This is a genomic window from Nonomuraea sp. NPDC050202 (assembly GCF_040656115.1).
GTDB lineage: Bacteria > Actinomycetota > Actinomycetes > Streptosporangiales > Streptosporangiaceae > Nonomuraea.
The window spans coordinates 58,774-83,827 of the sequence record NZ_JBFALF010000002.1 but is presented as its reverse complement, the minus strand read 5'-3'; the positions used below and the strand labels follow the sequence as shown (position 1 = coordinate 83,827).

Annotated in this window: 20 protein-coding genes; 4 read left to right on the top strand and 16 right to left on the bottom strand. The window is 70.2% G+C overall.

Translation table 11 applies throughout. The features are described from left to right. Window positions 1-18: 18 nt before the first annotated feature. Window positions 19-1,341 (top strand): MFS transporter, encoded by a 1,323-nt coding sequence (locus tag AB0I79_RS05450; RefSeq protein WP_357867297.1) that lies wholly within the window; start codon window positions 19-21, stop codon window positions 1,339-1,341. 142 nt (window positions 1,342-1,483) lie between these two features. Here the strand turns inward: AB0I79_RS05450 and AB0I79_RS05445 are convergent, their stop codons facing one another. From AB0I79_RS05445 to AB0I79_RS05435, 3 genes are all read right to left on the bottom strand, one after another. Then, the gene (locus AB0I79_RS05445) at window positions 1,484-1,876 is read right to left on the bottom strand and encodes a DUF3224 domain-containing protein (protein WP_357867294.1); all 393 of its coding nucleotides are present in this window, start codon (window positions 1,874-1,876) and stop codon (window positions 1,484-1,486) included. A gap of 37 nt (window positions 1,877-1,913) precedes the next feature. Beyond that, on the bottom strand, window positions 1,914-2,696 hold the full coding sequence (locus tag AB0I79_RS05440; protein ID WP_357867291.1) for an LLM class flavin-dependent oxidoreductase: 783 nt from the start codon (window positions 2,694-2,696) through the stop codon (window positions 1,914-1,916). Window positions 2,697-2,787: 91 nt separating this feature from the next. Further along, window positions 2,788-3,996, bottom strand: a complete 1,209-nt coding sequence (locus tag AB0I79_RS05435; RefSeq protein WP_357867288.1) for an FAD-binding protein — start codon at window positions 3,994-3,996, stop codon at window positions 2,788-2,790. Between the two features lie 80 nt (window positions 3,997-4,076). Here AB0I79_RS05435 and AB0I79_RS05430 point away from each other — a divergent pair, with 80 nt between their 5' ends. Then, window positions 4,077-4,430 (top strand): PLD nuclease N-terminal domain-containing protein, encoded by a 354-nt coding sequence (locus tag AB0I79_RS05430; protein WP_357867285.1) that lies wholly within the window; start codon window positions 4,077-4,079, stop codon window positions 4,428-4,430. Here AB0I79_RS05430 and araA read toward each other — a convergent pair. From araA to AB0I79_RS05370, 12 genes are all read right to left on the bottom strand, one after another. Then, complete coding sequence (gene araA / locus AB0I79_RS05425; protein WP_357867282.1) at window positions 4,427-5,881, bottom strand: L-arabinose isomerase; 1,455 nt, start codon at window positions 5,879-5,881, stop codon at window positions 4,427-4,429. The two genes, AB0I79_RS05430 and araA, sit on opposite strands and share 4 nt — an antisense overlap. Beyond that, a complete protein-coding gene (locus AB0I79_RS05420; protein WP_357867279.1) occupies window positions 5,878-6,525 on the bottom strand; it encodes an L-ribulose-5-phosphate 4-epimerase in 648 nt (215 codons plus the stop codon). Before AB0I79_RS05420 ends, araA begins: the two co-directional genes overlap by 4 nt. 5 nt (window positions 6,526-6,530) lie before the next feature. Then, the gene (araB, locus tag AB0I79_RS05415) at window positions 6,531-8,150 is read right to left on the bottom strand and encodes a ribulokinase (RefSeq protein ID WP_357869610.1); all 1,620 of its coding nucleotides are present in this window, start codon (window positions 8,148-8,150) and stop codon (window positions 6,531-6,533) included. Between the two features lie 68 nt (window positions 8,151-8,218). Further along, window positions 8,219-9,202 carry a LacI family DNA-binding transcriptional regulator gene (locus tag AB0I79_RS05410; RefSeq protein WP_357869607.1) on the bottom strand — a complete coding sequence of 328 codons (984 nt, stop codon included), beginning with the start codon at window positions 9,200-9,202 and terminating at the stop codon, window positions 8,219-8,221. A 62-nt stretch (window positions 9,203-9,264) separates the two neighbouring features. Beyond that, entirely contained in the window at window positions 9,265-10,527 is a 1,263-nt protein-coding gene (gene mmsB, locus AB0I79_RS05405) for a multiple monosaccharide ABC transporter permease (RefSeq protein WP_357867277.1), read from the bottom strand. Window positions 10,528-10,603: 76 nt separating this feature from the next. Further along, window positions 10,604-12,133, bottom strand: a complete 1,530-nt coding sequence (gene mmsA, locus AB0I79_RS05400; RefSeq protein ID WP_357867274.1) for a multiple monosaccharide ABC transporter ATP-binding protein — start codon at window positions 12,131-12,133, stop codon at window positions 10,604-10,606. Window positions 12,134-12,185: 52 nt separating this feature from the next. Further along, window positions 12,186-13,295: a multiple monosaccharide ABC transporter substrate-binding protein gene (gene chvE, locus AB0I79_RS05395; RefSeq protein ID WP_357867271.1), complete on the bottom strand. Its 1,110-nt coding sequence runs from the start codon at window positions 13,293-13,295 to the stop codon at window positions 12,186-12,188. Window positions 13,296-13,491: 196 nt separating this feature from the next. Beyond that, entirely contained in the window at window positions 13,492-14,475 is a 984-nt protein-coding gene (gene yjfF, locus AB0I79_RS05390; protein WP_357867269.1) for a galactofuranose ABC transporter, permease protein YjfF, read from the bottom strand. After that, entirely contained in the window at window positions 14,472-15,485 is a 1,014-nt protein-coding gene (locus AB0I79_RS05385; protein WP_357867266.1) for an ABC transporter permease, read from the bottom strand. Before AB0I79_RS05385 ends, yjfF begins: the two co-directional genes overlap by 4 nt. After that, entirely contained in the window at window positions 15,485-16,993 is a 1,509-nt protein-coding gene (locus tag AB0I79_RS05380) for a sugar ABC transporter ATP-binding protein (protein WP_357867263.1), read from the bottom strand. Before AB0I79_RS05380 ends, AB0I79_RS05385 begins: the two co-directional genes overlap by 1 nt. A 92-nt stretch (window positions 16,994-17,085) precedes the next feature. Continuing rightward, window positions 17,086-18,075 (bottom strand): ABC transporter substrate-binding protein, encoded by a 990-nt coding sequence (locus AB0I79_RS05375; protein WP_357867260.1) that lies wholly within the window; start codon window positions 18,073-18,075, stop codon window positions 17,086-17,088. Between the two features lie 75 nt (window positions 18,076-18,150). Beyond that, window positions 18,151-19,131: a LacI family DNA-binding transcriptional regulator gene (locus AB0I79_RS05370; protein ID WP_357869604.1), complete on the bottom strand. Its 981-nt coding sequence runs from the start codon at window positions 19,129-19,131 to the stop codon at window positions 18,151-18,153. 230 nt (window positions 19,132-19,361) lie between these two features. On the opposite strand from AB0I79_RS05370, the gene AB0I79_RS05365 reads away from it, so the two are divergent. Continuing rightward, complete coding sequence (locus tag AB0I79_RS05365) at window positions 19,362-22,745, top strand: alpha-L-arabinofuranosidase C-terminal domain-containing protein (protein WP_357867257.1); 3,384 nt, start codon at window positions 19,362-19,364, stop codon at window positions 22,743-22,745. Between the two features lie 31 nt (window positions 22,746-22,776). Here the strand turns inward: AB0I79_RS05365 and AB0I79_RS05360 are convergent, their stop codons facing one another. Then, window positions 22,777-23,526, bottom strand: coding sequence for a metallophosphoesterase (locus tag AB0I79_RS05360; protein WP_357867254.1), 750 nt, complete (start codon window positions 23,524-23,526; stop codon window positions 22,777-22,779). A gap of 80 nt (window positions 23,527-23,606) precedes the next feature. On the opposite strand from AB0I79_RS05360, the gene AB0I79_RS05355 reads away from it, so the two are divergent. Further along, the gene (locus AB0I79_RS05355; RefSeq protein WP_357867251.1) at window positions 23,607-25,040 is read left to right on the top strand and encodes a PLP-dependent aminotransferase family protein; all 1,434 of its coding nucleotides are present in this window, start codon (window positions 23,607-23,609) and stop codon (window positions 25,038-25,040) included. Window positions 25,041-25,054: the final 14 nt, after the last annotated feature.

Here is a 25,054-nt window from a genome sequence, read left to right as displayed (position 1 = left end):
CCATGTTACTTTTTATACATGTATAAAAACTTCTGGGTCGTGGCGGTGCTCGCCTTCGGGGTGGCCGTCGGGACCCTGCAGATGACGGTGCTGGTGCCCCTGCTGCCGGGCCTGGAGCAGCGCCTGGACGCCCCGCTGACCACCGTTTCCTGGGCGCTCACCGCCGGACTGCTGTCGGGCGCGGTGTCGATCCCGCTGCTGTCGCGGCTCGGTGACATGTACGGCCGGCGCCGGGTGTCGCTGGTCGCGCTCGGCCTGCTCGTCGCCGGATCGGCGCTGGCCGCCGCCTCGGAGGCGCTGGCCCCGCTGATCGCCGGCCGGGTGCTGCAGGGCGCCGCCGCGCCGCTGCTGCCGCTGGCCATGGGCCTGGTCAGGGAGCTGGTGCCGGCCCACCGGCTGCCGAGCGCGATCGGCGTGCTCAGCGCCACGATCGGCGTCGGCAGCGGCGGCGGGATGATCCTCGCGGGGCTGCTCGACGGGGATCACCGGGCGGTGTTCTGGGCCCTGACCGGGCTCGGCGCGCTGAGCTTCGCCCTGGTGGCGGTGGTGGTGCGGGAGACCCCCGTACGCGGTGCGGGGCGGCCCGACCTGGCCGGGGCGGCGCTGGTCACGGCGTGGCTGGTCTGCCTGCTGCTGGCCATCAGCAAGGGCGCGGCGTGGGGCTGGACCTCACCGCCGACGCTGGGGCTCCTGGCCGCCGCCGTGGTGGTGGCCGGGGTGTGGGTGGCGACCGCCCGGCGCACCGCCGCGCCGCTGATCGAGATCCCCATGCTCCTGCACCGGGGAACGGTGGGGGCGACGGTGGCCTCGTTCCTGCTCGGGTTCGCCCTGTTCACGGCCATCACCACGGTGTCGGCGGTGGCGCAGGGCCCGCTCAGGGCCTCGGTGCTGCAGGTCGGGCTCTACCTGCTGCCCACGACGGTGCTGATGCTCGTGGTCTCCGTGCTGGCCGGCCCGCTGATGCGCCGCTTCACCGCCTCCTCGCTGGTGGCGGCTGGCTCGGCACTCGTGGCGGTCGCCGCGCTGTGGCTGGCCGTGTCCAGGTCGTCCGGAGCCGACCTGTACGCCGCCGCGACCGTGCTGGGGCTGGGCATCGGCCTCGGGTACGCGGCGCTCGGCACGATGGCGGTCGAGCACGTGGAGCCGGCCAAGACGGCGGCGGCCGGCGGGATCAACGCGCTGGTCAGGGTCGTCGGCAGCAGCGTGGCGGGCGCGGTGGGCGCGGCGGTGCTGTCGGGCGGCGGCGCCGGGTGGAGCTTCGGCGTGGCGGCGGTGGCGGGCGTGCTGGCCACGCTCTTCGCCGCGATCTATGGCGACCTCTTGCGAAAGGTACCGGCATGACGGACGAGCGGCACCCGCAGCTCGCCCGCCATGCGTTCGGCCGGCTCCCTGCGGCGCTTCAGCTCGGCGAGTTCGGGGTCCCACACGGTGCGCTCCTCCCACCGGCGACGCTGACGTACCGGGTGGCCGGTACGTCAGCCGATCAGAGCGTGTAGTCGAACGTGTAGGAGTGACCTCCGTCGGGGCCGATGACGACGCCCATCTCTCCCCTGAGACCGCGCAGCTCGCCCGTGCCCGAGTCGGCGACGACCCTGATGCGCAGCGACTGCTCTCCACGGTCGCTGGTGGCGTCGTGCTGGACGACGAAACTGCCCGCGCGCCCGTGCAGGGTGCCCTCGATGCGCTCCAGCGCCACGTACGAGCGCGACTCCTCCACCGGGGTGGTGGCCATCAGCATGGTGACGAGGCCGGTGCCGGTCAGGTCGCCGGAGAAGGTCTTGGTCAGCGTCACCACGCCCAGCGTGACGCCGTCACGCTCGTCGTACGGCGGCTGCGGCGTCCAGCCGGCGGTCTCGAAGGTTCCCTTTGCGGTCATGACCCCACATCCTGGGAGGCATACCTGTCAGATCCCGTCAGGTACCGGAGAGCCGTTCCACGACCGGCGCGAAGGCGTCCATGAACTGGGCGTTCACCGACACGTACGAGATCCCGAGGTGGTCACGGCGGCGCAGCAGCGTGTCGGCCATCTCGGCCACCGTGCCGGTGAGGATGCCGGTGCCGGTGCGGCCGAAGCGGCTCAGCGCCCACCCGGGCGGCTCCGCTCCGGCGCAGGCCAGGTTCATGGCCAGCTCCAGCTCGTGGAAGCGGTCGCCGGCCAGCTCGTACAGCTCGTCGAGCTTGGCGGCGACCTGCTCCTCGGTGTAGTGCGGCGGCACGCCGAGCGCGACCGTGTCGGCCTTGGCCGCGGCCAGCCGCAGCAGCTTCGTCCCGGAGGCGGCGACCAGGACCCGCACGTCCTGGACGGCGTCGATGGTCCTGGAGAGCCGCTCGATGCGCTGGCTGGGCGTGCCGAAGCGCACGCCCAGCGCCGCCGCGTCGCTCTCGGCGTCGGGCCGCCCGGCGCCCAGGCCCAGCTCGAACCGGCCGCCGGTGAGCTTGTGCAGGGTGGCGCTCTCCCACGCGACGGCCTGGGGCGTGCGGTTGGGGGCGCTGAGCACGTACGTACCGACGCGCAGGGTGGTGGTGGCCGTGGCCGCCACCGCCGCGGCGGTGAACGGCGACAGCGTGCCGAGCGTGTCGGGCACGAGCAGGGTCGAGTAGCCCAGGTCTTCCGCCCGCCGGGCCAGTCCGGTCCACGCGCCGGCGTCGGGCGCCTGCCCGGCTACCGCGCCGAATCTGAACGGGTGATCGGTCATGCCCCATACGATCGCCCACAGGCGGGGTGCGTGACATCGTCCCCCGGACCTGTGGCCCGCTACATCCGGGGGCGCATGCCTCTGGCGGGTGCTACTCCCCCAGCAGTACCCGGGTGAAATCGTTGGCGAACTTGCCGGTGGGGTCGAGCCGGCGAGCCAGCGAGCGGAAGGAGCCGGGGCACTCCGGCCACCGGGTGAACAGCTTGCCCCAGTGCGGGATCGGCTCGAACGGCGCCAGCGTCCGCTCCACCAGCTCCAGCACGGGCATCACCGCGGCCACGTCCTTGACCCAGGTGAAGTGGATGCCGATGCTGTCGCGGCCGTTGAAGGGGCTCAGCCACAGGTCGTCGGCGGCGATGGAGCGCACCTCGGAGATCTGCAGCACCGGCCGGATGCGGTCGCCGATCGCGAACAGCTCGCGCAGCGCCTCGACCGCGTGCCGCCTGGGCAGCAGCAGCTCCGACTGCAACTCGTCACCGGCGCCGCTGGGCGGGTAGTCGGCGCGGAAGTGCGGCAGCCGCTCGTACCAGGGGCCGGGCACGCCCAGCTGGCCCGTGCAGCTGTCGGCCGGCATGGCGGGCAGGGGGTGGCGGGGGCCGTCGGCGGGGGTGGTGCCGTACCAGTCGGGGCTGGTCAGCTCCTCCTCGCGCTTCAGCCAGACGCGGGTGTCGCGGTAGTCGGTGAAGAGGCTGACGCTGTAGCCGCTGGACATGATCTCGTCGAAGTGCGCGAGCGCGTCCGCACGCAGCCCCTCGCGAACGTATTGGCGCAGCTCGAAGGCGGGTACGAGGTCGAGCGTGAGCGAGGTGACGACGCCGAGGGCGCCGAGCGAAACCACGGCGCCGGGGAAGTCGGCGTCGCCGCGCGAGAGCGACAGCAGCGAGCCGTCGGCGGTGACGAGCTCGATCCCCGACACGGCGGCGGCCAGGCTGCGCACGGCGTCGCCCGAGCCGTGCGTGCCGGTCGCGACCGAGCCGGCGACGGAGATGTGCGGCAGCGAGGCCAGGTTCGCCAGCGCGAAGCCGGCCTGGTGCAGCCGCGGCGCCAGCGTCGCGTACGTCGTGCGCGCCCCGACCCGCACCGTGGCCGTGGCGCTGTCGATCTCCACCTGGTCCGGCATCCGGTCGAGCACCACGAGCTCGCCGGCGGTGTCGGCGACGTGGTTGAAGGAGTGCCCGCTCCCGAGGGCCCGCACGCCGGCGCTGGCCGCGACGAGCCGCTGCAGCTCGTCGAGGGAGGTCGGATGGTGGACGTCTTTCGCGTGGAATGTGGTGTTTCCAGCCCAATTGGTCAGCGTCACGGCCTTACCTTCCCACAGCTCCACCTTGTCAGCCCGCCCGGGTACCGCTAGTTTCAGGTGCCGCCGACCGGAGGTGTGCCGTGCTTCTTCTGTCCCAGGCCGTCGGCCTGGTCACGCTCGCGCTCTGGCTCTATTGCCTGTTCGACGCGATCACCACACCTGACGCGGCCTGCCGCAACCTGCCGAAGATCGCCTGGGTGGTGATCGTGCTGCTGTTCCCGCTCATCGGTTCCGTGGCCTGGCTGGTGGCGGGCCGCCCGGAGCGGGGCCAGGCCGTTGGGTCGCGGCCGAGCTCCTACCCCGAGTACGACCGCCCCGGCCGCCTCGCCGCCGGCAACCCCGACGACGACGAGGAGTTCCTGCGCCGCTGCCGCGAGCGCGCCGAGGAGCAGCGCAGGAACGCCCCCAAGAAGTCTCCCGAAGGGGAGGACTAGAAGCCCTGGGCCAGGCGGTAGTACGCCTGGTTCCAGCGCAGCTCCTTGGCGAACTGCTCGGTCGTGGTGCCGGCGTCGATGACCACCAGCTCCACGCCCAGCGTCTCGGCCAGGTCGACCAGCTCCTCGCGGCCCACGGCCTTGGACAGCACCGTGTGGTGCGGCGCGCCGGCGGTCAGCCACGACTCGGTGGAGGTGCGCAGGTTCGGGCGCGGGCGCCACACCGCGCGGGCCACCGGCAGCTTGGGCAGCGGCTGCGGCGGGGCCACCACGTCGATCTCGTTGGCCACCAGGCGGAACCGGTCGCCCATGTCGGCCAGGCCGATCACGATGCCGGGCCCGGGCTCGGCGTCGAACACGAGCCGGACCGGGTCCTCCCGGTTGCCGATGCCCAGCGGGTGGATCTCGCACGACGGCGTGCCGGAGGCGATCGACGGGCAGACCTCCAGCATGTGGGCGCCGAGGATGAGCTCGTTGCCGGGCGTCAGGTCGTAGGTGTAGTCCTCCATGAAGGAGGTGCCGCCCGGAGTCATGGCCTTGAGCGTGCGCAGCAGCACCGAGGTCTTCCAGTCGCCCTCGCCGCCGAAACCGTACCCGTCGGCCATGAGTCGCTGCACGGCCAGGCCGGGGAGCTGGCGCAGGCCGCCGAGGTCCTCGAAGTTCGTGGTGAACGCCTTGAAGCCGCCGGCCTCCAGGAAGCCGCGCAGGCCCAGCTCGATCCTGGCCGCGTAGCGCAGCGACTCGTTGCGCTCGCCGAGCAGCTCGGGAGCCACGGTGTACTGCTCGGCGTACTCCTTGACCAGCGCCGTCACGTCGGCGTCGGAGGCCGCGTCCACGGCCTCGACCAGGTCGTTGACGCCGTAGGTGTTGACCGAGACGCCGAAGCGGAGCTGCGCCTCCACCTTGTCGCCCTCGGTGACCGCCACGTCGCGCATGTTGTCGCCGAAGCGGGCCAGCTTGAGCGTGCGCACCTCAGCCAGGCCCTTGGCCGCGCGCAGCCACGACAGGATGCGCTCGCCCACGGCCGGGTCGCTGACGTGCCCGGCCACGGTCTTGCGCGGCACGCCGAGCCGGGTCTGGATGTGCCCGAACTCGCGGTCGCCGTGCGCGGCCTGGTTCAGGTTCATGAAGTCCATGTCGATGGTGGCCCACGGCAGCTCGACGTTGGCCTGCGTGTGCAGGTGCAGCAGCGGCTTGCGCAGCGCGTCGAGCCCGGCGATCCACATCTTGGCCGGGGAGAACGTGTGCATCCACGCGATCACGCCGGCGCACGAGTCGTCGGCGTTGGCCTCCAGCATGATCCGCCGGATGGCCGCCGCGTCGGTCAGGACGGGCTTCCACTCCACCGGCATGGGGAGCTGCTCGGCGATCCGCTGGGACTGCTCGGCCACCTGACGCAGCGTGTCCTCGCCGTAGAGTCCCTGACTGCCGGTCAGAAACCAGATGTTCAACGCGGGCTCCTCTGTCCGTAGACGTTCTGATAGCGGTCGTACAGGCGGTCGATGTCGGCCTGCGCGATGGGCAGCGGGTCGCCGAGCTGGCGGGCCACGTGCACCGTACGGGCCACGTCCTCGCACATCACGGCGGCCTTCACCGCGGCCTTGGCGTCCTTGCCGATGCTGAACACGCCGTGGTTCTGCATGAGGACGGCCTTGGAGCGGTGGCCCTTCAGCGTCTCGACGATGCCCTGGCCGATCGAGTCGTCGCCGATCAGCGCGAACGGGCCGATCGGGATCTCGCCGCCGAACTCGTCGGCCATCGCGGTCAGCACGCACGGGATGGCCTCGCCGCGGGCGGCCCAGGCGGAGGCGTAGGTGGAGTGGGTGTGCACGACGCCGCCCACCTCGGGCATGTTGCGGTAGACGTAGGCGTGCGCGGCGGTGTCGCTGGACGGCGCGTGCTCGCCCTCCACCAGGTTGCCGTCGAGGTCGCACACGACCATGTTCTCCGGTGTCAGCTCGTCGTAGGAGACCCCGGAGGGCTTGATGACGAACAGGTCCTCACCGGGGACGCGGCCGGAGACGTTGCCGGCCGTCCAGACCACCAGGTTGTAGCGGACCAGCTCGGCGTGCAGGTCGGCGACGATCTTCCTCATGTCCATCAAGCCTGTGCCTCGTTCCTGATCGCGCGCAGCGCGTGCAGCATCTGTCCGTCTCCGAAGAAGTCGTGGAGCCTGCGGTACTCGGCGTAGAGCCGGTCGTAGGCGTCGGCGCGGGCCTCGTCCGGCACGTACGCGTTCTCGGTACGCTTGCCCATGGCCGCGGCGGCCTCCTCGATGGAGGCGTACTCGCCGGCGGCGACGGCCGCGTGGATGGCCGAGCCGAGCGCGGGGCCCTGGTCGGATGCGATGATCGACAGCGGGCGACGCAGCACGTCGGCGTAGACCTGCATGAGGAAGCGGTTCTTCAGCAGGCCGCCGGCGACGATGAACTCCTCGACCGGCACGCCCGACTTCTCGAACGTCTCGACGATCATGCGGGCGCCGAACGCGGTGGACTCGATGAGCGCGCGGTAGACGTCCTCGGGCTTGGTGGCCAGGGTCTGGCCGATGATCACGCCGGAGAGGTTGTGGTCCACCAGCACCGAGCGGTTGCCGCCGAACCAGTCCAGCGCGACCAGCCCGTGCTGGCCCACGGCCTGCTTCTCGGCCAGCTCGGTCAGGCGCTCGTGCCCGTCGGTGCCGAAGTTCTCGACGAACCAGGCGAAGATGTCGCCGACCGCCGACTGGCCCGCCTCGTAACCCCACAGGCCCGGCACGATGCCGTCGCGGACGACGCCGCACATGCCGGGCACCTCGGCGAGCTGGTCGCTGGGCATGATGTGGCAGGTGGAGGTGCCCATGATGGCCACCATCTGGCCGGGCCTGACGGCGTCCGCGGCGGCGGCCGTCACGTGCGCGTCCACGTTGCCGACGGCCACGGCGGCGCCCTCGGGGATGCCGGTCCACTCGGCCGCCCGCGCGGTCAGGCGGCCGGCCAGGCCGCCCAGCGGCGCCAGCGTGACGTCGCCCACCTTGTCACCGACCTCGCCGGTGGCGAGCTTGCCGACGAATCCGGCGAAGTCCGGGTTCAGCTCGGCCAGGTACTCCTCGGACGGGTAGGCGCCGTCCTGGAAGACGCCCTTGTAGCCGACCGTGCAGATGTTGCGGCTCTCGACGCCGGTGAGCTGCCAGATGATCCAGTCGGCGGCCTCGATCCAGCGCTCGGCCCTGGCGTAGACCTCGGGGGCCTCCTCCAGGACCTGCAGGCCCTTGGCGAACTCCCACTCGGAGGAGATCTTGCCGCCGTAGCGCGGCAGCCAGCTCTCGCCCCTGCGCGCGGCCAGCTCGTTGATCCGGTCGGCGTGCGGCTGGGCGGCGTGGTGCTTCCACAGCTTGGGCCAGGCGTGCGGCTCCTGCGGCGTCTCGAAGCAGAGCGGGGTGCCGTCGGCCGTGGTGGGCAGCACGGTGCAGGCGGTGAAGTCGGTGCCGATGCCGACGATCTCCGCGGCCGGCACGCCCGCGGCGGCGATGGCCTGCGGGACGGCGATCCGCATCACGTCGATCCAGTCCTGCGGCGACTGCAGCGCCCAGTCCGGGCCCAGGCGCACCTCGGTGCCCGGGAGGGTGTGCTCGATGACGCGGTGCTCGTACTCGTGGACGGCGCTGCCCAGCTCGGCGCCGTCGCTCACCCGTACGACGACGGCACGCCCGGAAAGCGTGCCGAAGTCAACTCCTACCACGTATTTGTTAGCGCTCACATTGATCTCCAGGGATTTTCGGGGGCATGCACATCATCTACCGGACGGGCTCATCCGGCAGGCGCCGTACTCGACCGGACGACGAAGCTGGGGCGGACGACCAGGCGCTCGTAGGCGGCGTGGCCGAGGTCGATCTGCCGCAGCAGCACCTCGATGCAGTGCCTGCCCACCACGTCGAAGTCCTGCCTGACCGTGGTGAGCGGGGGCGAGAAGAACTCCGACTCGGGGATGTCGTCGAAGCCGACCACGCTGATCTGCTGGGGCACTCGCACGCCCTTCTCCGACAGGGCGCGCAGCACGCCCAGCGCCATCTGGTCGTTGGCGGCGAACACGGCCGTGACGCCGTCCATCGCGGCCAGGCTCTTGCCCGCCTCGTAGCCGGCGCGCGGGCTCCAGTCGCCGGCCAGCGGTTCGGGCACCGGCCGGCCCGCCTCCTCCAGCGCGGCCCGCCAGCCTTCGAGCCGGCCCTCGGTCTCCAGCCAGTCGTACGGGCCGCTGACGTGCCAGACCGTCTCGTGCCCCTGGTCGAGCAGGTGCCGGGTGGCCAGCTTGGCGCCCTCGATCTGGTCGATGCACACGACCGACACGTCGGCCCGGTGGGTGCCCTCGACCGCCACCGCGGGCAGGCCCGAGGGCAGGCTCTCCAGCGCGAGCCCGGCGGAGCGCTGCGGGGCGACCACCACGACGCCGTCCACGCCCTGCTCGGCCAGGTAGTCGATGGCGTCGCGCACGTTGTCGGCGTCGATCGACTTCAGGCTGACGATGCTGACGAAGTAACCCGCGGTCCTGGCCGCCTGCTCGATGCCGTAGATGGTGCTGGCGGGACCGTACAGCGTGGTGTCGAAGCTCACCACGCCGAGGGTCCTCGAGCGTTTGGTGACCAGGGCGCGGGCCACGAGGTTGCGCCGGTAGCCCAGCCGGGTGATCGCCGCCTCCACCCGGGCGCGGGTGTCGGCCCGGACGTTCGGGTGGTCGTTGAGCACCCGGGAGACCGTCTGGTGCGACACGCCCGCCTCCTTGGCCACGTCGGCCATGACCGGCAGGCGACGCCTGGCTGTCGTCAACGGTCTCTCCTTTTCGCTGGGCTCTGAGGATCTTACTTAGCGGAGGCCCCTGCCCGGCGCTTGGTCCAGACGTCGAACGCGACGGCCGCCAGGAGCACGATGCCCTTGACGAGGAGGACCCGCTCGCTGGGCGAGCCGATCAGGGACATGCCGTTGTTGATCACTGCCATGATCAGACCACCGGTGATGGCGCCGACGACCTTGCCGACGCCGCCCTGCACGGCCGCGCCGCCGATGAAGGCCGCCGCGATGGCGTCCAGCTCGAAGCTGTTACCGGCGGTGGGCCCGGCCTGGTTGAGGCGGCCGGCGAAGATGATGCCGGCGATGGCCGACAGCACGCCCATGTTCACGAAGATCCAGAACACGACCGACTTGACCTTCACGCCGGACATGATCGCCGCCTGCAGGTTGCCGCCGATCGCGTAGATCTGCCGGCCGAAGACCGTGCGGTTGGCCATCATCGAGTAGGCCAGCACGAGGATTGCCAGCAGGACCAGCACCCACGGGAGGTTCTTGAACCGGGCGAGCTGGACGACCAGGAACATGATGATCGCCGCGCCGGCGACCATCTTCAGCCAGAACAGCGCCATCGGCTCGACCGACTGGCCGTAACCCTTGCGGGCGTTCCTGGTGCGCAGCTGGGCGGTGAACATGCCGGCGATCGCGACGACGCCGATCAGCAGGCTGAACAGGTCGGCGCCGCCGAGCGGGCCGAGGCCGATGTTGCCGAGGTAGCCGTCGGTGAAGCCGTTGGCCATCGTCCGGACCTGATCCGGGAACGGGCCGATGCCCTGGTTGCCCAGGACGGTCAGCGTCAGCGCCCGGAACAGCAGCATGCCGGCCAGGGTCACGATGAAGGCGGGGATGCCGAAGTAGGCGATCCAGTACCCCTGCCAGGCTCCGATGAGCGCGCCGGCCACCAGCGTGGCCAGCAGGGCCAGCGGCCATGGCCAGCCCATGTTCACCATGAGCACCGCCGCCAGCGCTCCCGTGACCGCCACCACCGAGCCGACCGACAGGTCGATGTGCCCGGCGATGATGATCAGGATCATCCCGATCGCGAGGATCAGGACGTAGGAGTTCTGGACGATGATGTTCGAGATGTTCTGCGGTGTGAGCAGCGCGCCGTCGGTCAGGACCGAGAACAGCAGGATGATCGCCGCGAAGGCGATGTAGATGCCGCTGGATCGCAGGTTGAGCGAGACTCCGCCGAACGACACCCGGCCCGGCTGCCGTGGCGCTCCGCCGTCGCCCTTGGCGCCGACCTTCACGTCGGCGGGCGTGATGCTGCTCATGCGCCCACCTTCACAGGGCGCATGGGCAGCAGCTGGCTGTGTTCGATTGTTCGCTCGCTTCGCTCGCTCATCAGAGCTACTCCTGTCCCTTGGTCATGAGGTGCATGAGGCTTTCCTGGGTGGCCTCCTGGCGGGGAACCTCGCCGGTGATGCGACCTTCGGAGAGTGTGTAGATGCGGTCGCACAGGCCGAGCAGCTCAGGCAACTCACTGGAGATCACCAGCACGGCCTTGCCCTCGTCGGCGAGGCGGTTGATGATCGTGTAGATCTCGTACTTGGCGCCGACGTCGATGCCGCGGGTCGGCTCGTCGAGGATGAGCACGTCCGGCTCGGTCATGATCCACTTGGACAGCACGACCTTCTGCTGGTTGCCGCCACTGAGCTGGCCCACGACGCTGTTGACGCTCGGGGCCTTGATGTTCATGCTCTTGTGGAACTCCTCGGCGACCCGGTACTCCTCGTTGTCGTTCACCCAGCCGCGCTTGGCCAGGCCCTTGAGCCCGGCGGCGCTGATGTTGGTCTTGATGTCCTGGATGAGGTTGAGCCCGTACCGCTTGCGGTCCTCGGAGGCGTAGGCGATGCCGTGGTTGATCGCGTCCTGCACGTTGCGGATCTCGATCGGCTTGCCGTCCTTGAAGATCTTGCCGGAGATGTGCACGCCGTACGTGCGCCCGAACAGGCTCATCGCCAGCTCCGTACGCCCGGCGCCCATCAGCCCCGCCAGCCCGACGATCTCCCCGCGCCGCAGCATGAGCGCGGCCCCGTGCACGACCTTCCGGTCCGGCTGGGTGGGGCTGTAGACCGTCCAGTCCTCGATGCGCAGCGCCTCCTCGCCGATCGTCGGCTCGTGCGGCGGGTAGCGGTTGTCGAGGGCGCGGCCGACCATGCCGGCGATGATGCGGTCCTCGGTGACGTGGTCGGTGACCATGTCGAGCGTCTCGATCGTGCGGCCGTCACGGATGATCGTGACGGAGTCGGCGATCGCGGTCACCTCGTTGAGCTTGTGCGAGATGATCACGCACGTGATGCCCTCGTCGCGCAGCCCGCGCAGCAGGTCCAGCAGGTGGGCGGAGTCGTCGTCGTTGAGCGCCGCGGTCGGCTCGTCGAGGATGAGCAGCTTCACCCTCTTCGACAGGGCCTTGGCGATCTCGACGAGCTGCTGCTTGCCCACGCCGATGTCGGAGATGGGCGTCGTCGGGTTCTCGCGCAGGCCGACCCGCTTCATCAGCTCGGCGGCCTCGTAGTTGGTGCGGTTCCAGTCGATGAACCCGCGCTTGGCGCGCTCGTTGCCGAGGAAGATGTTCTCCGCGATCGACAGCTGAGGGCTGAGCGCCAGCTCCTGGTGGATGATGACGATGCCGGCGTGCTCGCTGTCGCGGATGCCGCCGAACTGGCAGCGCTCGCCCTCGAAGAAGATCTCGCCCTCGTAGTCGCCGTGCGGGTAGACCCCGGACAGCACCTTCATCAGCGTCGACTTGCCGGCGCCGTTCTCGCCGCAGATGGCGTGGATCTCGCCCTGCCGGACCGACAGGTTGACGTCCTGCAGCGCCTTGACGCCGGGGAACGTCTTGGTGATCCCGCTCATCCGCAAGATGTGCTCGGTCATATCCCCTCGCTCAGGAAAAGCCCCGGGGAGCGGCGTCCCCGGGGCTGAACCCCTACTTGAGCTGGTCCTCGGTGTAGTAGTTGCCGCCGACGATGACTTCCTTGTAGTTGGACTTGTCGACGATCACCGGGTCGAGCAGGTACGAGGGCACGACCTTGTTGCCGTTGTCGTAGTCCTTGGTGTTGTTCACCTCGGGCTGCTGGCCCTTGAGCACGGCGTCGGCCATCTTCACCGTCTGCTCGGCGAGCTTGCGGGTGTCCTTGAAGATGGTGGAGTACTGCTCGTCGGCCACGATGGACTTCACCGACTGGAGCTCGGCGTCCTGGCCGGTCACGATCGGGTACGGCTTGCTGTAGCCGGAGCTCTTCAGCGCCGAGAGGATGCCGATCGACAGACCGTCGTACGGGGACAGCACGCCGTCGACCTTGGTGCTACCCGTGTAGGTCTTGGTGATGATGTCCTCCATGCGCTTCTGCGCCGTGGCGGGGTCCCACCGCAGGATGGCGGCCTGCTTGAAGTCGGTCTGGCCGCTCTTGATCACCAGGGTGCCGTCGTCGATCTTCGGCTGGAGCACCGACATGGCGCCGTTCCAGAAGAACGTGGCGTTGTTGTCGTCGGGCGAGCCGCCGAACAGCTCGACGTTGAACGGGCCCTTCTTGCCGTCCTCGACACCCAGGCCCTTCAGCAGCGAGGTCGCCTGCTGCACGCCGACCTTGAAGTTGTCGAAGGTGGCGTAGTAGTCGACGTTGGGGCTGTTACGGATCAGCCGGTCGTAGGCGATGACCGGGATCTTGGCGTCGGCGGCCTGCTGGAGCTGCGAGGTGATCGCCGTGCCGTCGATCGAGGCGACGATCAGGAGCTTGGCTCCCTTGGTGATCTGGTTCTCGATCTGGTTGGCCTGCGTCGGGATGTCGTTCTCGGCGTACTGGAGGTCGACCTTGTAGCCGAGCTTCTCGAGCTGCTGCTTGACGTTGTCGCCGTCGTGGATCCAGCGCTCGGAGGACTTGGTGGGCATGGTGACGCCGATCAGCGCGCCCGCGTTACCGGCGCCCGCGGAGGCGGAGGCCTCCTGGTCGACCGTTTTCGTGCTCGAGCCACAGGCCGTCATGGTCGCGGCGAGCGCGATGGCGGACACCACGCCCCCGATCCGTCCCAACCTCATGAGCATCCCTTTCCATGGGGGTCGCGGCAGACGCAGGACGCGGCGGCTGCCGGTGATAAGTGAGGGGATTCGATCACAGAACGTGACGAATCAGAGCAAAGTTCGCACTCGTTTCCGCTGATTGTTATCGCTAACAAAGTCTATGTCAACGCTCGGACATAACCTCACAGAAACTTTCAGGTAACTTTCGCGCAGGTCAGCGGCCTGAGCGCGCCGAGAACAGGCGCTGCAGCAGGATGAAGACGAAGAGCAACATTCCGATGAAGATCTTGGTCCACCAGGACGACAGGGTCCCTTCGAAACTGATGATCGTCTGGATCAGTCCCAGCACGAGCACCCCGAGAACGGTCCCCAGCAGGAAGCCGCTACCGCCGGTCAGCAGCGTCCCGCCGATGACCACCGCGGCGATCGCGTCCAGCTCCATGCCCACCGCGTGCAGGCCGTAGCCGGAGAGCATGTAGAACGACAGCAGCACGCCGCCCAGCGCCGAGCAGAACCCGCTGATCGTGTAGACGGTGATCTTCGTCCGCCCCACGGGCAGGCCCATGAGCAGCGCCGACTGCTCGCTGCCCCCCGTCGCGTAGACCGAGCGGCCGAAGCGGGTGTAGTGCAGCACGTACGCCGCCACCACCACGACCACCACCGCGATGATCACGCTCGGTGAGATCCACAGGTCGGCGAACAGGTCGATCCTGGTCTGCGCGAAGGCCGTGAACGTGGCGTCCTCGATCGGGATCGAGTCGGTCCCGATCGTGTAACACAGCCCCCGCGCCAGGAACATGCCCGCCAGCGTCACGATGAACGGCTGGATGTCGAAGGCGTGCACGATGTACCCCATCACCAGGCCCAGCCCCGACCCGATGGCCAGCACCAGCGGCACCACCAGGTACGGCGGCCACCCCGGCCCCGCCATGAGGCTGGCCGAGATCATCGTCGACAGCGCCACCACCGACCCCACCGACAGGTCGATGCCCCCGGTGAGGATCACGAACGTCATCCCGACCGCCACCACCAGCAGGAAGGCGTTGTCGATGAAGACGTTCAGGATCACCTGCCCGCTGGCGAACCCCTCGTAGCGGACCCCACCGGCCACGAACATGGCCGCCAGCAGGCACCCGGTCACCAGGACGGGCAGGTACTTGGCCGGGACCGAGGCCCGGCCCACCGTCAGCGTGGTCACGCGGTCACCCTCACCTTCTCCTCGGGGGCAGGGCTGGGAGGCGCCGCCCGCCCCCGCCCGCCGAACACCTTCGCGCGGAACGACGGGGACTGGATGAGGCAGACCGCGGTCACGACCAGCGCCTTGAACAGCAGCGTCGTCTCCGGCGGCACCCCGATCGAGTAGATCGTCGTGGTCAGCGTCTGGATGATGAGCGCGCCCAGCACGGTGCCGCCGAGCGAGAACCGGCCGCCCGCCAGCGACGTTCCGCCGATCACCACGGCCAGGATGGCGTCCAGCTCGATCCACAGGCCCGCGTTGTTGCCGTCGGCGCTGGAGACGTTGGAGCTGATCATCAGGCCGGCGACGCCCGCGCACAGGGCGGCGAACGCGTAGACCATGACGATGATCCCGCGTGCCCTGATCCCCGCCAGCCTGCTCGCCTCGGCGTTGCTGCCGACCGACTCGATCAGCATGCCCAGCGCCAGCCTCCTGGTCAGGAACAGGCTGATCGCCAGCACCCCGAGCACGATGAGGATGCCGAACGGCACGGTCAGCCAGTAGCCGCCGCCGATCACCTTGTACGCCGGGCTGTTGACCGTGATGATCTGCCCGTCGGTGATGAGCTGGGCCAGGCCGCGCCCGGCCACCATGAGGATGAGCGTGGCGATGATCGGCTGGATGCCGATGCCCGCGACCAGGAACCCGTTCCAGGCCCCCAGCACCAGGCAGAGCCCCAGCGCCAGGGCCACGGCGGTGAACACGCTCGCGTCCTGGCTGATCTGCAGGCAGGCCAGCGCCCCCGAGATCGCCACCACCGAGCCGACCGACAGGTCGATGCCGCCGGTCGCGATGACCAGCGTCATGCCGAGCGAGACCAGGATCAGCGGGGCGCCGAAGCGCAGGATGTCGATCAGGCTGCCGTACAGGTGGCCGTCCTTGACCTCGATCGAGAAGAAGCTGGGCGTGAAGAACACGTTCAGCGCCAGCAGCAGGGCCAGGATGACCAGCGGCCACAACAGACGTCTCATCAGGCCCGCCCTCCGCTCGCGATGGTCTCCATCAGCACGTCGGTCGTGAGCGCCTCGTCATTCGGCAGCTCGGCCACCAGCCGCCGGTCCCGCAGCACCTGCACCTTGTGGCTGAGCCGCAGCACCTCCTCCAGCTCGGCGGAGATGAACAGCACCGCCATCCCGCCGTCCGACAGCTCGGCCACCAGGCGCTGGATCTCCGTCTTGGCCCCGACGTCGATGCCCCGGGTGGGCTCGTCCAGGATGAGCAGCCGGGGCTCCAGGATCAGCCACCTGGCCAGGACCACCTTCTGCTGGTTGCCGCCGCTGAGGTTGCGCACCAGGTGCTCGGGGTTGGGCGGGCTGATCTTCAGGGCCTTGACGTACCTGGCGACCAGGTCGTCCTGCTGCTCGCGCGGCACGGGCCTGGTCCAGCCCCTGGTGGCCTGGAGGGCCAGGATGATGTTCTCGCGCACGGTGAGGTCGGGGATGAGCCCGTCGGCCTTGCGGTTCTCCGAGCAGAACGCGATCTTCTGCGCCATGGCCGCGCGCGGCGTGCGTAACGACTGCGGCGACCCGCCGACCACGATCTCGCCCGTGCTCGCGTGGTCGGCGCCGAACAGCAGCCGGGCGACCTCCGTACGCCCCGAGCCGAGCAGCCCCGCCAGGCCCACGACCTCGCCCTCGTGGATGGTCATGCTGAACGGCTCGATCGCCCCGGCCCGGCCCAGCCCGCGCGCCTCGACCAGCGGGCGGTCGAACACCTTGGCCTCGCCGTGCAGCCGCTCCAGCACGGCCAGCTCCTGGCCGATCATCTTGGCGACCAGCTCGACCTGCGGCAGCTCCCGCGTCAGGTACTCCCCGACGAGCCGCCCGTTGCGCAGGATGGTCATCCGGTCGGAGATCTCGTAGATCTGGTCGAGGAAGTGGGAGACGAACAGGATCGCGATGCCCTCCTCCTTCAGCCGCCTCATCACCCTGAAGAGCTGCTCGACCTCGTCGGCGTCCAGGCTGGAGGTGGGCTCGTCGAGGATCAGCACCCTGGCGTCGATGTCGATCGCCCGGGCGATGGCCACCATCTGCTGGATGGCCAGCGAGTACGACGACAGCGGCGCCGACACGTCCAGGCTCAGCTCCAGCCGCGACAGCAGCTCGCCGGCCCTGGCCCGCATGCGCTTCCAGTGGATGCGGCCGAGCCGGCGTGGCTCGCGGCCGAGCAGGATGTTCTCGGCCACCGACAGGTTCGTGCAGAGGTTGACCTCCTGGTAGACCGTGCTGATCCCGGCGTGCTGCGCCTCCAGGGGGCTGCCGAACGCGACCTGTTCGCCGTTCAGCTCGATGGTGCCCGCGTCGGCGGTGTGCACGCCGGTGAGCACCTTGATCAGCGTGGACTTGCCCGCGCCGTTCTCTCCCATCAGCGCGTGCACCTCGCCGGGCAGCAGCCGCAGGTCCACTCCGTCCAGGGCTTTCACCCCCGGAAACTGCTTGCCGATCCCGGTCATCGTCAGGACCGGCGTGGGTACGGCCATCCGCCTTCCTTCCTGAGAGGGCGGCCCGGCGTGTGTCCCGGGCCGCCTCACTTCGTCCCTACGCCTGTGCCGGCTCCGCGTCCAGCGGCAGCTCAGTACTGGCGGGTGGACAGGACCTGCTTGGCCTGCTCCTGCGTGAACGTGGTCTCCTCGGTCACCACCCGGGCGGGCACCTGCTCGCCCTTGACGACCTTCTTGGCCAGGTCCATCAGCTGCGGGCCGAGCAGCGGCGAGCACTCCACGATGAAGTTGATCTTCCCGTCGGCCAGCGCCTGCATACCGTCCTTCACCGCGTCCACGGTGATGATCTTGATGTCCTTGCCCGGCACCTTGCCCGCGCCCTCGATGGCCTCGATCGCGCCCAGCCCCATGTCGTCGTTGTGCGCGTACAGCACGTCGATGTCCGGGGTCGACTTCAGGAAGGCCTCCATGACCTCCTTGCCCTTGGCCCGCGTGAAGTCACCGGTCTGCGAGGCGACGATCTTGAACTTCGGGTCGGCCTGGATGACCTCGGCGAAACCCGCCTTGCGGTCGTTGGCCGGCGCCGAGCCCGTCGTGCCCTGCAACTCGACGATGTTCACCGGGTCCTTGGTGTCCTTGTACTCCTCCACCAGCCACTGGCCGGCCTTCTTGCCCTCCTCCACGAAGTCCGAGCCGAGGAAGGTCTTGTAGAGCGAGGTGTCCTTGGAGTCGACCGCGCGGTCGGTCAGGATGACCGGGATCTTCGCGTTCTGCGCCTCCTTCAGCACCGTGTCCCAGCCCGACTCCACCACCGGCGAGAAGGCGATCACGTCCACCTTCTGCTGGATGTAGGAGCGGATGGCCTTGATCTGGTTCTCCTGCTTCTGCTGGGCGTCGGAGAACTTGAGCGTGATGCCCGCGTTCTTCGCCGAGTCCTGCACGGACTTGGTGTTCGCGGTCCGCCAGCCGCTCTCCGCGCCGACCTGGGAGAAGCCCATGGTGATCGAGTCGGCGCCGCCGTCCGTACCTGCGCTGGTGGTGCCGCCGCCGCTGCTGCCGCACGAAGCCACCGCCATCGCGGTGAGACCGGCGAGCAATAACGCCGAGATCCTCTTGAACACGTGGGGGGTTCCCTTCTCATGTGAACGCTAACAACCCCAGCCGGGCGCCAGCGCGTCCTGCCTTCCCGTACGGCTCTAGACCCGGGCCGTGCTGACCCTGGGCACGAACGTGGGCGGCACCACGAGCCGCTCCCGCTCCTGCGGACCACCTTCGAGCTGCCGTACGAGCACCTCGATGCTGTGCCTGCCCACCGCGTCGAAGTCCTGCCTGATGGTCGTGAGCGGCGGCGAGAAGAACTCCGACTCGGGGATGTCGTCGAAACCGACCACGCTCACCCGCTCGGGCACTCTCACCCCCTGCTCGGTGAACGCCCGCAGCACGCCGAGCGCCATCTGGTCGTTGGCGACGAAGACCGCGGTCACGTTCCTCATGCTCGCCAGGCTGCGCCCCGCCTCGTATCCCGAGCGCGGGCTCCAGTCACCGGCCAGCGGTCGCGGGGCCTCGCGGCCCGCCTCCTCCAGCGCGGCCCGCCACCCGGCCACGCGCCCTTCGGCCTCCAGCCAGTCGGACGGCCCGCTGACGTGCCAGACCGTCTCGTGCCCCAGCGACAGCAGGTGCTCGGTGGCGAGCCTGCCTCCCGCGACCTGGTCGACGCAGACCACGGACACGTCGCCCGCCTGCCCGCCCTCGACGGCGACGGTGGGCACGCCGAGCGGCAGGTCGGCCAGCGCCTGGGCGGCCGAGCGCTGCGGCGCGACCACCACGATGCCGTCCACGCCCTGGTCGGCCAGGTAGTCGAGGGCATCGCGCACGCCGGCCTTGTCGATCGACTTGAGGCTGACGATGCTGACGAAGTAGCCGGCCGCCCTGGCCGCCTGCTCGATGCCGTAGACGGTGCTGGCCGGGCCGTACAGCGTGGTGTCGAAGCTGACCACTCCGAGTGTTCTGGAGTGCTTGGTGACCAGGGCGCGGGCGACGAGGTTGCGGCGGTAGCCGAGCTTGTCGATCGCCTCGAGCACCCGCGTACGGGTCTCGCTGCGCACGTTCGGATGGTCGTTGAGCACGCGGGAGACCGTCTGATGCGACACGCCGGCCTCCCTGGCCACGTCGGCCATGACCGGCAGGCGGCGCCCCAGGGTGGATCCCACAGCCGTGCTCCTTTCCTGGCTTGGCCCCGACTGTGAACGCTAACAAGACGTGTCGTCAATAGGCCGCCGCATTACGGTCGGGTTACACGGCTGGGCCTTGACGTGCGCCCTGAGCACTCCTTACGTTGTCGCCGTTCGCAGTTGTTAACGCTCACTCCCTTGTTAACGCTAACAACACCTGAGGAGCCCCCCAGCTCATGTTGCGAATCGCCTTGTCCGCCCTGCTCTTAGCCGGTTTGCTGACGGCACCCGCCGCCGCCGAAGCGGCGGACCCCCTCCCCGAAGGCGCCGTCGTGGACCAGTTCGACGGCACCACCCTCGGGGAGAACTGGACGGTGCTCTCGCCGGACGACTCCCGCTGGAGCCTGTCGGGCAGCGCCCTGCGCCTGGACACCCTGACCGGCGACACCCACCAGGCCACCAACAACGCCAGGAACCTCTTCCTCGTGGACGTCCCCGACGGCGACTTCGAGGTGGTCACCAAGCTCAGCGCCCCCGTCACGCTCGACTACCAGAGCGCGGGCCTGCTGGCCTGGCAGGACTGGGACAACTACGTGCGCGCCGGCCTGGCCCACGTCGGGTCCGCCGGCGGCCCGGTGATCGAGACGGCCACCGAGGTCGGCGCGGCCTTCACCTCGGCCTTCGCGGCCAGGCCCGGCTCCACCGCCGAGATCGTCAAGCTGACCAGGACCGGTGCCGAGTTCACCTCCTCCTACTGGGACGGCACGGCCTGGGTCCAGGCGGCCAGGATGACCGCCGACCTGAAGGTCGGGCAGGTCGGGCTCTTCGGGCTGTCGGCGCAGAACGGCACGTCCATGCGGGCGGACTTCGACTACTTCGCGATCAAGGCGGCCGAGGGGGCGGCCGTGGTGCCGGAAGGGCCGTTCACGCTGCGCGCGGCGGCGGCGCCGTACCTGTCGGCCGACCGCTCGGGCGTCGTGCGGGCCTCGGCCAGGGCGCCCATGACGGGTCTGGTCCTCACCGCCGAACCCGGCGGCGCGCTCAAGGACATCGAGAGCGGCAAGTACCTCCAGGCCACCACACCCGTCCGGCTGGGCACGCAGCCCTCGCCCTTCCAGCTCAAGGACGCGGGCGGCGGCAAGGTCACGCTCTCCTCCGGCGGGCGGAGCCTGGCCGTCAGCGCCGGCAAGCTCGTCATGGGCACGGACGCGACCAGGTTCCGGGTCGAGGGTTACACCTCGGGCGAGCTGACCGTGGACACCGGGGCCAAGGGCACCGAGGTCAGCCCGAACCTGTACGGCGTCTTCTACGAGGACATCAACCACGCCGCCGACGGCGGGCTCTACGCCGAGCTGGTGCAGAACCGCTCGTTCGAGTTCAACCCCGTCGACGAGCCCTCCTACACGGGCCTGACCGCGTGGAGCGAGGACGAGCGCGGCGCCACCGTCGCGCCCGTCGTCACCGGCGAGGACCCGCTGAACGTCAACAACCGCAACTACCTGCGGCTCGACGTGACGGGCGAGGGCACGGCGGGCGTGCGCAACGCCGGGTTCAACCGCGGCCTGCCGCTCGTCGAGGGCAAGCGTTACGACTTCTCCGTGTGGGCCAGGCGCGCCGAGGCGGGCCAGCTCACGGTCACCGCCGAGGACGGCACGACCGTGCTCGGCAAGGTGACCGTGCGGGTCAAGGCGGGCGGCTGGGCCAAGTACCGGGCGTCGTTCACCGCCTCGGGCACCACCGACGCGGGCCGGCTCGTCGTGCAGGCCCCCGCCGGGCGGACCGACCTGGACATGGTCTCGCTGTTCCCCCGCGACACGTTCAAGGGGCACGGCATGCGGGCCGACCTGGCCGAGCTGATCGCCGGCCTGAAGCCGCGGTTCCTGCGCTTCCCCGGCGGCTGCGTGACCAACGTCGGCACCTACGACCCGTACGCCGAGACCGGCGACCGGCGCCGCATCTACCAGTGGAAGGAGACCATCGGCCCGGTCGAGGAGCGGCCGGCGAACTTCAACTTCTGGGGTTACAACCAGAGCTACGGCATCGGCTACTACGAGTACTTCCAGTTCGCCGAGGACCTCGGGGCCGAGGCGCTGCCGGTGCTGTCGGTCGGCGTGAACGGCTGCGGCGAGAACCGGCCGCTGACCGACGAGGCCAAGCTGGCCCGGTGGGTGCAGGACACCCTCGACCTGATCGAGTTCGCCAACGGGCCGGTCACCTCGCCCTGGGGGAAGAAGCGGGCCGAGCTCGGGCATCCGAAGCCGTTCGGGCTGGAGTACATCGGGCTCGGGAACGAGGAGATCTATCCGGAGTTCTTCACCAACTACCCGAAGTTCGCCGACGCGATCAGGGCGAAGCACCCCGACATCAAGATCATCAGTAACTCGGGGCAGACGTCGCAGGGCGCCTGGTTCGACCGCATGTGGCAGTTCGCCCGCGACCAGCGGGCCGACCTGGTCGACGAGCACTACTACAACAACCCCGACTGGTTCCTGGCCAACAACCACCGCTACGACGCCTACGACCGCCAGGGGCCGAAGGTGTTCGTGGGCGAGTACGCCTCCAGGGGCAACACGTTCTACAACGCGCTGGCCGAGGCGTCGTACATGACCGGGCTGGAACGCAACTCCGACGTGGTGGAGCTGGCCTCGTACGCGCCGCTGCTGGCCAACGTGGACTACGTGGACTGGACGCCGGACCTGATCTGGTTCGACAACGACCAGGCGTACGGGTCGCCGAGCTACCACGTCCAGCGCCTGTTCTCCACGAACGTGGGCGAGCGCGTGGTACCCAGCAGGTTCGAGGGCCCGAGCAGGCCCGTCGAGGCCATCAAGGGAGCCGTCGGCCTCGGGGCCTGGAACACCGCGGTCCGCTACGACGACGTCAAGGTCACCGCGGCCGACGGGACCGTGCTGCTGTCGGACGACTTCTCCGCCGGTGCCGGCAACTGGACCCCGGGCCTCGGCACCTGGGCGGTGCAGGACGGCGCGTACGCGCAGACGGCGCAGGTCGAGGACGCCAGGTCCACGGCCGGCTCGGCCGGCTGGTCGGACTACACGGTCGAGGTGACCGCGCGCAAGACCGCCGGCGCCGAGGGCTTCCTGGTGATGTTCGGCGTGCGTGACACCGGCAACTTCTACTGGTGGAACGTCGGCGGCTGGAACAACACCCAGTCCGCCGTCGAGAAGGCCGTCAACGGCGGCAAGTCCTCGATCGCCACCTCGTCCACCACGATCGAGACGGGCCGCGATTACCACCTGAAGGTGCGGGTCAGCGGGCGCCGGATCACGACGTGGCTGGACGGGCAGCAGGTCAACGACTTCGTGGACAGCTCCCGGGTCGAGCCGCTGTACCAGGTGGTGTCCAGGGACGGGAAGTCGGTGACGCTGAAGGTCGTCAACGCGCAGGACACGGCCGTGCGCGGCAGCGTGGACCTCGGCTCCGCCCGGTTCCGGCCGGCGGCCACGGTGACCTCGCTGACCGGCGCGCCCTCGGACACGAACTCGATCGCCGACCCGGACCGCGTGGCGCCGGTGCGGCGGCAGGTGAGCGGCTTCTCCTCGGCCTTCACCTACGACTTCCCCGCCTACTCGGTGACGTTCATCGAGCTCACCGAACGATGACACCGTGGGGGCGGGCGCCTGGGCCCGCCCCTTACGGGACCGCGCGGAAGTGCGTGGTCATCCGGCCCTCGTCGTCGAGCACGTGGAAGGCGATCAGCGGCGGCAGGGAGAAGTCGACGCAGGTGGCGAAACTCGTCCCGCCCTCCCACGGCATCGTCAGCGTGGACACCACACCGCCGCCGACCAGCAGCGGCCTGCCGGCGAACGTGGTGGCGGCGGCCGTGTGGGCGTGCCCGGCGAGCACGGCGGGCACGTTGCCGCGGCCCGCGAGCAGTCCCTCCAGCCGCGCCGTCTCGTGCATCCTGATCCCGTCGCACGGCGGGCCGTGCAGCTTCACCGGCGGATGGTGGAAGGCCACGAACACCGGCAGGTCCGTGTTGCCGTCCAGCACGCCTTCCAGCCAGGCGATCGTCTCGTCGTCCAGATGCCCCTCGTCCCTGCCCGGGATGGAGGAGTCGCACATCGCGTAGACCGCGCGGCTGGTGCGCAGGACCTGGTTGATCGGGCCGTCCGCCGGCTCCTGGCCCAGCAGGGAGCGGCGGAACTCCCGCCTGACGTCGTGGTTGCCCGGGCCCACCAGGACGGGGTGCCGCGAGGCGAGCAGCTTGGCGGCCGTCTCGTACTCCTCCCGCGCCCCGTGGTCGGCGATGTCGCCCGTGACGAGCACCGCGTCCAGGTCGCCGGGGATCGTGTCGAGGTAGCGCATGACGGCGGCGGCGCGGGCGGCGCTCTCGGGGGTGGCGCCGATGTGGATGTCGCTCAGGTGAGCGATCACGATCATGTGGCTCTCGTTCCCTTCCTGGTTCGGGCTGCTCATCCACCGTAAACCCGGGCACCGGACCGGAGGTAAGGTCCGGTGCCGTGCGCGAAGATTGGGCCGGTTCCGGGGTGGACCTGCATCTGGAGCTCTCCGCCCGGGGCGGGCGGCGGCGGGCGCTGGAGGAGGCGCTGCGGCAGGCGGTCAGGGAAGGGCGGCTCCCGCGCGGCACCCGGCTGCCCTCCAGCCGCGCGCTGGCCGCCGAGCTGCGGTTGTCGCGGGGCACGGTGAGCGCGGCGTACGACCAGCTCGTCGCGGAGGGATACCTGGCCACGCGCCCCGGCTCGGGCACGGAGGTCGCCGCCGCTCCGTCCGCTCCGGGGATGCCGCCAGGCGCGTTCCCCGCCGATGCCGCGCCGGTGCACGGCCTGCGGCCGGAGGAGTCCGTGCCGGTGCACGACCTGCGGCCGGGGCAGCCGGACGTGTCCGCCTTCCCCGCCCGCGCCTGGTTGCGGGCCACCCGGCACGTGCTGGCCACCGCGCCCGCCGCCGTCTTCGGCCCCTGCGACCCGCGCGGCCGGATCGAGCTGCGTACCGCGCTCGCCGCCTACCTCGCCAGGACCCGCGGCGTGCTCACCACGCCCGACCTGATCGTCGTCACCACGGGCTTCGTCCAGGCGATCAACCTGCTCGCCACCGTCACCGGCGGCCCGTTCGCCATGGAGGACCCCGGTCACGACTTCTACCGCGAGGTGGTGCGACGGGCCGGGCGCGAGGTCGTGCCGCTGCCGGTGGACGGGCTGGGCGCGCGGACCGGCACCCTCACGCCCGGGGTGGCCGCCGCGGTCGTCACGCCCGCCCACCAGTACCCCATGGGCGTGCCGCTGCACCCGTCCCGCCGCCTGGCACTGCGCGAGTGGGGCGGGCTGGTCGTCGAGGACGACTACGACGGGGAGTTCCGCTACGACCGCCGGCCCGTCGGGGCGTTCCAGGGCACGGCTCCGGAGCAGGTCGTGTACTGCGGCACCACGTCGGAGTCCCTCGGCCCGGCCAAGCGCCTGGGCTGGATGGCGGTGCCGCCCGCGCTGATCGGCCCCGTCACCGAGGCCAAGCGGCACGCCGACGCCCACACCGAGGTGCTCGGCCAGCTCGTGCTGGCCAGGCTGATCGAGACCCACGACTACGACCGCCACATCCGCGCCGCCCGCCTGCGTTACCGCCACCGCCGCGAGCGGCTGCGCGCCCGCCTGTCCGCCGTGCTGCCGGGCGCGGCCCTGCCCGGCGTCGCCGCCGGCCTGCGCGCCCTCCTCCTGCTCCCCCCGGGCGCCCCGCCGGAGGCGGAGGTCCTGGCCGCGTGCGAGCGGGCCGGCATCGCCCTGCGCCCCGCCTCCCCCCTCTGGCACGGCGAGGGACGTGACGGCCTGCTCATCGGGTACGCCGCCCCCTCGGACCGGGCCTTCCCCCGCGCGCTCGAAGCCCTGGCGAGCACTTTGGCGGGCCGGGAACCGCGCAGCCGCCCCGCGCGTTCTTCCTCTTGAGCGCACGATGGCGG

What these genes read in the sequence shown, in the direction of transcription:
- AB0I79_RS05450 (WP_357867297.1), top strand. Translation starts at nt 19, where the DNA reads ATGTATAAAAACTTCTGGGTCGTGGCGGTGCTCGCCTTCGGGGTGGCC.
- AB0I79_RS05445 (WP_357867294.1), bottom strand. Translation starts at nt 1,876, where the DNA reads ATGACCGCAAAGGGAACCTTCGAGACCGCCGGCTGGACGCCGCAGCCG.
- AB0I79_RS05440 (WP_357867291.1), bottom strand. Translation starts at nt 2,696, where the DNA reads ATGACCGATCACCCGTTCAGATTCGGCGCGGTAGCCGGGCAGGCGCCC.
- AB0I79_RS05420 (WP_357867279.1), bottom strand. Translation starts at nt 6,525, where the DNA reads ATGAGGAAGATCGTCGCCGACCTGCACGCCGAGCTGGTCCGCTACAAC.
- AB0I79_RS05410 (WP_357869607.1), bottom strand. Translation starts at nt 9,202, where the DNA reads ATGGCCGACGTGGCCAAGGAGGCGGGCGTGTCGCACCAGACGGTCTCC.
- mmsB (WP_357867277.1), bottom strand. Translation starts at nt 10,527, where the DNA reads ATGAGCAGCATCACGCCCGCCGACGTGAAGGTCGGCGCCAAGGGCGAC.
- mmsA (WP_357867274.1), bottom strand. Translation starts at nt 12,133, where the DNA reads ATGACCGAGCACATCTTGCGGATGAGCGGGATCACCAAGACGTTCCCC.
- chvE (WP_357867271.1), bottom strand. Translation starts at nt 13,295, where the DNA reads ATGAGGTTGGGACGGATCGGGGGCGTGGTGTCCGCCATCGCGCTCGCC.
- AB0I79_RS05385 (WP_357867266.1), bottom strand. Translation starts at nt 15,485, where the DNA reads ATGAGACGTCTGTTGTGGCCGCTGGTCATCCTGGCCCTGCTGCTGGCG.
- AB0I79_RS05380 (WP_357867263.1), bottom strand. Translation starts at nt 16,993, where the DNA reads ATGGCCGTACCCACGCCGGTCCTGACGATGACCGGGATCGGCAAGCAG.
- AB0I79_RS05370 (WP_357869604.1), bottom strand. Translation starts at nt 19,131, where the DNA reads ATGGCCGACGTGGCCAGGGAGGCCGGCGTGTCGCATCAGACGGTCTCC.
- AB0I79_RS05365 (WP_357867257.1), top strand. Translation starts at nt 19,362, where the DNA reads ATGTTGCGAATCGCCTTGTCCGCCCTGCTCTTAGCCGGTTTGCTGACG.
- AB0I79_RS05360 (WP_357867254.1), bottom strand. Translation starts at nt 23,526, where the DNA reads ATGATCGTGATCGCTCACCTGAGCGACATCCACATCGGCGCCACCCCC.